This is a genomic window from Caloramator sp. CAR-1 (genome assembly GCF_030546345.1).
Taxonomy (GTDB): Bacteria; Bacillota; Clostridia; order Clostridiales; family Caloramatoraceae; genus Caloramator; species Caloramator australicus.
Genome location: NZ_JAUONW010000043.1, coordinates 1 through 8,506, shown reverse-complemented (window position 1 = coordinate 8,506; position 8,506 = coordinate 1). Strand labels below are relative to the sequence as shown.

The 8,506-nt window shown below is 27.1% G+C and carries 9 protein-coding genes; 8 read left to right on the top strand and 1 reads right to left on the bottom strand.

What is annotated here, in order from left to right; all coding sequences use genetic code 11:
- The coding region (locus Q3V94_RS11775; RefSeq protein ID WP_303527953.1) for a UPF0236 family transposase-like protein at positions 1-217 on the bottom strand (217 nt) is incomplete at its 3' end.
- On the opposite strand from Q3V94_RS11775, the gene Q3V94_RS11770 reads away from it, so the two are divergent.
- From Q3V94_RS11770 to Q3V94_RS11735, 8 genes are all read left to right on the top strand, one after another.
- Entirely contained in the window at positions 194-922 is a 729-nt protein-coding gene (locus Q3V94_RS11770) for a sugar transferase (RefSeq protein ID WP_368506521.1), read from the top strand. The two genes, Q3V94_RS11775 and Q3V94_RS11770, sit on opposite strands and share 24 nt — an antisense overlap.
- Positions 923-947: 25 nt before the next feature.
- Entirely contained in the window at positions 948-2,078 is a 1,131-nt protein-coding gene (locus Q3V94_RS11765) for a glycosyltransferase family 4 protein (protein WP_303527950.1), read from the top strand.
- Between the two features lie 127 nt (positions 2,079-2,205).
- On the top strand, positions 2,206-2,349 hold the full coding sequence (locus tag Q3V94_RS11760; RefSeq protein ID WP_303527948.1) for a hypothetical protein: 144 nt from the start codon (positions 2,206-2,208) through the stop codon (positions 2,347-2,349).
- A 104-nt stretch (positions 2,350-2,453) separates the two neighbouring features.
- A complete protein-coding gene (locus Q3V94_RS11755; protein WP_303527947.1) occupies positions 2,454-3,518 on the top strand; it encodes a glycosyltransferase in 1,065 nt (354 codons plus the stop codon).
- A 344-nt stretch (positions 3,519-3,862) separates the two neighbouring features.
- Entirely contained in the window at positions 3,863-5,074 is a 1,212-nt protein-coding gene (locus Q3V94_RS11750) for an O-antigen ligase (protein ID WP_303527945.1), read from the top strand.
- A gap of 218 nt (positions 5,075-5,292) precedes the next feature.
- Complete coding sequence (locus Q3V94_RS11745; RefSeq protein ID WP_303527944.1) at positions 5,293-6,390, top strand: glycosyltransferase; 1,098 nt, start codon at positions 5,293-5,295, stop codon at positions 6,388-6,390.
- Between the two features lie 14 nt (positions 6,391-6,404).
- A complete protein-coding gene (locus tag Q3V94_RS11740) occupies positions 6,405-7,724 on the top strand; it encodes a nucleotide sugar dehydrogenase (protein WP_303527943.1) in 1,320 nt (439 codons plus the stop codon).
- 123 nt (positions 7,725-7,847) lie between these two features.
- Positions 7,848-8,506, top strand: a 659-nt coding sequence (locus Q3V94_RS11735; RefSeq protein ID WP_303527942.1) for a Gfo/Idh/MocA family protein, incomplete at its 3' end; no start/stop codon positions are given.

The following is an 8,506-nucleotide window of genomic DNA, read 5'->3' as shown; positions in this document are numbered from 1 at the left end:
CTACTACCCATCCCTTTTTCCTTTTTTCATCTTCTTTAATCGTTTTATCTAATTCTTCTAAAAAGTCCTTTATTATGTTTGCTCCTAATTCATCAGTCATTTTTTTAACTACATCAACAAGTTTTGTTAAATCCCATTCTTTTGATATAGTTTCCTCAACATTTTTTATTAATTTAGTAGTGAAATTTATTAAATGTTGTTGTATAATATTATTCAAAAGAGACACCCCCTTATTGGTTTGTGTGTTTTTTTCACTTTTATTTTATCACAGGGGTTGTCTCTTTTAAATTTTTGTCTTTTTTCGTCCTACAATAATTTTACACTATGTATAAAAAGTGATGATTATATATATGAGATTATAAAAAGATTTATGGATATTGTCCTTTCTATAATTGGTTTAGTTATTGGTATTCCTATTATTGCTTTTTTTAGTATACTCATAGTTTTAGAATCTCCAGGTTCGCCAATTTACATACAAGAAAGAGTAGGGAAATACGGCAAGCACTTTAAAATATATAAACTAAGATCTATGTATAAAGATGCAGAAAAAAATGGTGCAAAATGCGCAGATAAGGAAGATCCTAGAATTACAAAAATTGGAGCCTTTATAAGAAAAACAAGGATAGATGAAATACCACAACTGTTGAATGTATTAAAAGGTGAAATGAGTATAGTTGGCCCAAGACCAGAAAGACCTTATTTTACATATGAGTTTAATGAAGAAATCCCTGGATTTATCAATAGATTAAAGGTAAAACCTGGATTAACAGGTTGGGCACAGGTAAATGGTGGCTATGAAATGACTCCAAAGGAAAAATTAGAAGCTGATTTATATTATATAGAAAATAGAAGCATATTATTAGATTTAAAAATAATATTCAAAACAATTAAAGTTGTTTTAACTGGTGAGGGAGCTAGGTAAATAATAAATTAAGAGGTGCTAAGTAATGAAAAAAGTTTTAATTGTAGCAACAGTAGTAAAAACTCATATAATGCAATTTCATATTCCACATATGAAATGGTTAAAAGAAAATAATTATGAAGTTCACGTATGTGCCAGAAATGATTATGAAAATAAAAGTGAGTGTGTTATTCCTTATTGTGATTGTTACTATGATATTCCTTTTGAAAGAAATCCTTTTGATATAAAGAACATCACAGCATACAAACATCTAAAAAAAATCATTGGAATTAATAATTATGATATAATTCATTGTCATACCCCTGTTGGAGGAGTTTTATCTAGATTAGCTGCAAGAAGTGCAAGAAAAAAAGGAACTAAAGTTATTTATACTGCCCATGGATTTCATTTTTACAAAGGAGCACCAATAAAAAATTGGATTTTGTATTATCCAATAGAAAAATGGCTTTCAAGATATACAAATGTTTTAATTACTATAAATGATGAGGATTATAATTGTGCAATATCAAAAGGATTTAAAGCAAAAAAAATATATAAAGTAAATGGGGTTGGGATTGATTTAAAGAAGTTTGGACCACAAACACAAGGGGAAAAAAAAGAGTTAAGAAAGCATTATGGGTATAAAGATGAAGATTTTATTTTAATAAATGTTGCAGAGTTAAATTCTAATAAAAATCAGGTTTTGTTAATTAATGCGATTAATAAATTAAAAGATAAAATACCTAATATAAAACTTTTGTTAGTAGGGACAGGACCATTAAAAGAGCAATATGAAGAATTAGTTAAAAAATTAAATTTAGAAAATTATGTTGTATTCCTAGGTTATAGACGAGATGTGCCAGAGTTAATGGCGTTATCAGATATAGCAGTTTCAGCATCAAAAAGAGAAGGATTGCCAGTTAATGTTATGGAAGCAATGGCAACAGGTTTACCATTAGTAGTAACAGATTGTAGAGGAAATAGGGATTTAGTTATAAATAAGGAAAATGGATATGTTGTTGGAATAGATGATGTAAAAAAATTTGCTGATTCAGTTGAGGAATTGTATAAATCGGAAGAATTGAGAAAGAAATACAGTCAAAGGAGTTTAGAATTTATAAAACACTATTCACTACAAAAAGTTGTGGATGAGATGAAAAAGATTTACGAAAATTAAATGATAAATTAATTAAATATTAATGAATGATAAGAGATGTTAAGAAATTTGTATATTTCAGATAATGAATGTAGCATTTCTTTTTTTAGATATTATAAACTAATAGAATTACATGCAAATAGTTTAATTGGAGAAGATCCAAAAGGTATATAAAACAAACTTTGATAAAGTTACTGACCAAAAAGTTCCTTATAAAATAACTGAAAGAAGATCAGGAGATATTGTAAAGTGTTTTGCATATCCTAAAAAAGCAAATAAGGAACTTGGTTGAAGATCAGAAAAGAATTTAGAGGATATGTGGTGTGATGCTTGGAAATGGCAAAGTAAGAATCTGAATGGATATTAATTAAGATATATCAGTGCAAGAGATAGGAGTTGATTATATTGAAAGTCCTACATGCATTAACTTCAAATAAACTATCAGGAGCTGAAAATGTAGTTGCTGATATTTGTATGATGTTTGAGAATGAATATGAAATGGTATATTGTTCTCCTGATGGCCAAATTAGAAAAGATTTACAAGATAGAGGAGTAAATTTTATACCTTTAAGAAAACTCAATGTATTTGAATTAATTAAGGTAGTTAAAAAGTTTAATCCTGATATTATACATGCACATGATGTTAAAGCAACACTCATTTCAACGGTTGTTTCAGGTAAAATTCCAGTGATTTCACATTTGCATGGAAATTCAAAAGATATGACAAGAATAACTATAAAATCTATTTTATATTTTTTATCATCATTAAAGGTAAAAAAAATTATTGGAGTTTCTGAAAGCTGTATTGAAGAATACGTTCTTAATAAGTTTATTAAAAACAAAGCAATAGTTTTAAAAAATATAATTTATGAAAAAAGACTAAATGCATTGTTTGATAAAGATATAAATAACTATGATTTTGATTTTATATTTTTAGGTAGATTATCTTATGCTAAAAATCCTGAAAGAGTAGCAAAGGTGGCAAGTAAAGTATTAAAATGTTGTCCTAATGCTAAATTTGGTGTAATAGGTGAAGGTGAATTGAAAGATGAAATGATAAAAGTATTTAAAAGTGAGGGAGTAATAGACAGAGTAACTTTTACAGGTAAATTGCCATACCCATATAAAGCTTTGAAATCATCAAAATGTTTATTAATGTGCTCAAGATATGAAGGACTTCCTATTGCAGCTTTAGAAGCAATGGCATTAGGTGTTCCTGTAGTAAGCACACCTGTTGATGGATTAAAAGAGATTATTATAAATGGAGAAAATGGTTTTTTATCAGACTTAGATCATGAATTAGTGGATTATGTAATAGAAATTTTATCAGATAAAAATAGATATAGTTATATGACAGATGCATGTAAAAGATTTTTTAAAGAAAACAATAAAGAAAAATTATACAAAAACGCATTATTAGAATTATACAACTCAACTTTAGAACAAAAATATAATTATTAAATATGTTCAGTTTTGGTTATAATCATTTTAAAAATAAATTTTCAAATTATATAAAATTGAATTTATTAAATATTCATTATATATGTAAGATATGTTTAGACTTAATATATTAAAGATGAAATTAATCTACTTTTATCTATTTGATATATATTCATTTGATATAAAACAGTTAAACTTTATCAGGGGTTAATTAAATATTGAAATTAATGTTCTAAAAATATTTAATGATATATATTGTTGTTTAATTTAATGAGATTGATGTGAGTGCGTAATTATTAATTCGATAACAGATAAAATGAGTAAAGATAATTTTTATTAATTAAAAAGGATAGGAAGGAAATGATATGAATTTGGCAATAATCACTATATTCATAACGTTAATAATAATATATGTTTATGTTTTAATAAATCCTCAATTTGATTTACTTCTTGCTTTTTATTTAATGCATGATTTAATAGCTTTTACCATAACAAAGCTTAATTTTAATTATTCTTTACAGATTCATTTAATACTTAATATTATACTCTTTGTTAGGATAATTATAAAGAAAAAAGAAGTATTAATAAATAAAAATTTTTTGATTTTATTAATTTTTATAATTTATTCTGTAATTAATTTTTTATATTTTAAATTTTATGATTTTTCTTATGGATTTGATAAAATTATTATTTTTATTATCAAAGGTGTAATTCCTTCAATTATTATTCAACAGTTAGATACTTATAAGTTAAATTTACATAAGACAGCTTTATTAAGTTTAATATTTATTGTATCTTTGATTCTCTTTGGTGTAGAAAATAGTTTATATCCAGGGAGAATTTCATTTCCTAATCAAAATCCAATTTGGAATGCAAGAATTTTAACTGTATTTTTTACAATAATTTTATTTGATTTACATATGAATATTTATTATAAATTAATGTTAATAATATTAAATTTTTATTCAATATATTTGACCCAGTCAAGAGGACCAGTGCTTGCAATGATTTTAGCTTTTTTGCTAGTTAAATTAATGGGAAAATTTAATTTTAAGAGAACTTACAAGAGTATTAAAATTAAAAAAAATCTTACCTATTTTATTTTAATAGTATTATTATTCATTATAAGCACTAATATAAATAATTTTTTGAATAATTCTCACATTATAGCAAGTAGATTTAATATTTTACTTAATAAAAGTTTACTTTTATCTGATGCAAATTTTTTAAGTAGAATTAATTTATATCGAGAAGCAATTAATCTAATTAAGAATAATTTATTTTTCGGAATAGGAATAGGCAATTATAGTTATTATTCATATACTTCAAATTATCCTCATAATTTAGTTCTTGAAATTTTATGTGAACTTGGTTTACTTGGTTTAACTACTTGGATGTTTTTTATAATTAGATTTTTTAAACAGTTAAAGGAAAACACATTATTAAAAGTTTTGTTTGTGCAATCATTATTATTTTCTTTTTTTAGCGGTGATTTCGGAAGTAATTATGAATATATGTTATTTTTTATTACATTTAATTGTTTTGATATTATAAGATTAAGAATTAAGAATATTTAATTATAATTGGTAAAATAGAATGGGTTCTTCTACAAATTTCATAAAAACAATTTACCTTTCTAAATTATATAATAAATATAATTATTTGAGGAAATGTCACAATTGTAATTTTTATAAACAAATTAATTTATTTATAAAGAATTTGCTAATTACAAATTTTATATGAAATTTAAATTTCACATAACTTAACGGAATAAATAGAGATTTAGGAGGTAAATATGAAAAAAATTATATACTTATTTTATACAAATTTAGATGAACAGGATAAATCTATTATTAAAAAAGTATATTCTCAAAAAAAAGCTTTTAATCAGATTGGAGTTGAGGTTAGAATATTAACATTTGGATTTAAATGTAATTCTTCTTATAAAATAGGAGATGATCATATTCATATAACAATAGATAATAAAAATATAAAAAATAAATTTGATAAATTATTAATAGTAAGTAAACTAATAGAAAAAGTAATTTTTTATTTAAATAAAGAGAAACCAGATTTAGTTTATCTTAGAGATTGTCTATATTTTTTTAGCCTGCATAAAAAAATTTCACAAATTGCTCCTTTATTTGTTGAAATTCAAACTAATATATTTGATGAACTAAAATTAAAAAATAAGCTCAGATATTATCTTGAATATCTTTTAAAAAGAAGATATTTAAAATATGCTAATGGATTAGTATGTATAACAAAAGAAATTTCTTTAATTGAAGGAAAATTCAATAAAAAAGATATGTATATTTTAGGAAATGGAATTGATGAAAAACAAATAAAATTTATAAGAAAAAGACATAACAACTTTATAAATTTATTATTTATTGGGACACCCAATTTATCTTGGCATGGCGTAGATAGATTAATTAAGTCTTACTTAAATGCACCTAATAAAGAAAAGTTTAAATTACATATTGTAGGTTATGAAAATATTTTTGGAATAGATGAAAAGAATATAATTTTCTATGGATTTATTCATAAAAAAGAAGAATTGGAAGAAATCGTTGCACAATCAGATATAGGCATTGGAACTTTAGCTTTATATAGGAAACATATGAATGAAGCTGCTCCCTTAAAAGTAAGACAATATATAGCAAATGGTTTGCCGGTTATAATTGCTTATGATGATGTAGATTTGAACGAGAATTTACCGTTTATATTAAAATTTCCAAATGATGAATCATTGCTAGATTTCAATTTAATAGAAGAATTTTATTATAGAACTAAACATTTAAGAGAATCTGGAGAGATTATTAAATATGCCTATAATTTAACATGGGAAAATAAAATGAAAGGATTTTTAGAATTTGCAAAATTATTATAATTTTGGGAGGGGTTATGTTGCATACTAAAGATTTAATTTTAGAAAAAATAAAAAATAAAACTGCGGTGATCGGAGTTGTGGGGCTTGGATACGTCGGTCTTCCACTTGCAGTTGAGAAGGCAAAGGCCGGTTACAAAGTAATAGGCTTTGACATTCAACAAAAAAGATGCGACATGGTAAATCAAGGCCACAACTATATAGGTGACGTTGTTGATGAGGAGCTTGCTGAACTTGTTAAAAGGGGAATGATCTATGCAACTACAGATTATTCAAGAATTGCAGAGGTTGATTGTGTTGCAATATGCGTTCCAACACCACTTGATAAGTATAAGCAGCCGGATATAACATATGTTGTTAATTCAACAGAAAGCATTGCAAAGTATCTTCATAAGGGAATGCTTGTAGTTTTAGAGTCAACAACATATCCAGGAACAACGGAGGAAGTTGTAAAGCCAATACTTGAAAAGACAGGATTAAAGTGCGGAGAGGACTTTTATCTTGCCTTCTCACCAGAGAGGGTTGACCCAGGTAACAAGTTCTTCAAGACAAAGAATACACCAAAGGTAGTAGGTGGGGTTACAAAGGACTGCACTGAAATTGCAGCAACACTTTATAGAAACGTATTAGAAGGAGAAATATTTACAGTTTCATCGCCAAAGGTTGCAGAAATGGAAAAGATACTTGAAAATACATTTAGAAACATAAACGTAGCCCTTGTAAATGAGATGGCAATACTTTGCGAAAGAATGGGAATAGATGTATGGGAAGTTATTGAGGCTGCAAAGACAAAGCCCTATGGATTTATGGCATTTTATCCAGGGCCAGGTCTTGGTGGGCACTGCATTCCAATCGACCCATTCTATTTAACATGGAAGGCAAGGGAATACGACTACCATACAAGGCTTATAGAAATAGCAGGAGAGATAAACGACTATATGCCAGAATTTGTAGTTGAAAGGGCATCGCATATATTGAATAACTTTAAAAAGCCACTTAATGGTTCAAAGGTTTTACTTTTAGGTGCAGCGTATAAGAAGGATATAGATGACTTAAGAGAATCACCAGTATTGAAGATTATAGAACATCTTGAAAAGAGAAATGCAAAAGTTTCTTATAACGATCCATATATATCAGAGTTTACACACAACGGAAAGCACTATGTGTCAGTTGAACTTACAGAAGAAGTTTTGAAGGATGCAGATATAGTGATAATAACAACAGACCATTCAAAGTATGATTATGATTTTATAGTAAGAAATGCAAAGGTTGTATTTGATACAAGAAATGCCACAAAAGAAGTATTAGAAAACAGAGACAAAATAATTAAGCTATAACATTTAGGCACTTTTGCTTTTGCAAAAGTGCCTTTGTAAAAGGGACGGTTCATTAAAATTGGTAAAAATTAAAAATGTCAAAAGTCAAAAAGTCAAGAGGTAGGCACTCAAGGAGGTAATTTTATGAAGTTAAAGTTTGCGATAATTGGATGTGGAAGAATTTCATATAAGCATGTTGAGGCGATTGTAAATAATCATGAGGAGGCAGAGCTTGTTGCAACCTGCGATGTTGATATAGAAAAGGCAAGAGAAAAGGCCAATGAATATATCAATAAAATAGAAGGTGCAAAGGTAAATGTTTATAAGGATTATAAAGAGATGCTTGAAAAGGAAGATATAGATGTTGTAACTATTGCTACAGAAAGTGGATATCACCCAGAAATTGCAATTTACTGTATGGAAAAGGGAAAGCACGTTATAGTTGAAAAACCAATGGCCCTTTCAACAAAGGATGCCGATAAGATGATTGAAATCGCAAAGGGAAAAGGCGTTAAACTCTGTGTATGCCACCAAAACAGATTCAATAAGCCAATCCAAATGCTAAGAAGGGCCCTTGAGGAAGGAAGATTTGGAAAGCTAATCAACGGAATGGCAAGCATTAGATGGAACAGAAATATGAACTATTATAAGCAGGCACCATGGAGGGGAACTTGGGAGCTCGATGGTGGAACATTGATGAATCAGTGCATACATGATATTGACCTTCTTCAATGGATGATGGGGGGAGAGATCKATTCCGTTTATGCCCAAACAGGGAACTTTATAAGGGATATAGAAGCTGA

Coding starts and splice junctions, on each gene's coding strand:
- Q3V94_RS11770 (WP_368506521.1), top strand. CDS start 194: ATGTTGTTGTATAATATTATTCAAAAGAGACACCCCCTTATTGGTTTG.
- Q3V94_RS11765 (WP_303527950.1), top strand. CDS start 948: ATGAAAAAAGTTTTAATTGTAGCAACAGTAGTAAAAACTCATATAATG.
- Q3V94_RS11750 (WP_303527945.1), top strand. CDS start 3,863: ATGAATTTGGCAATAATCACTATATTCATAACGTTAATAATAATATAT.
- Q3V94_RS11745 (WP_303527944.1), top strand. CDS start 5,293: ATGAAAAAAATTATATACTTATTTTATACAAATTTAGATGAACAGGAT.
- Q3V94_RS11740 (WP_303527943.1), top strand. CDS start 6,405: ATGTTGCATACTAAAGATTTAATTTTAGAAAAAATAAAAAATAAAACT.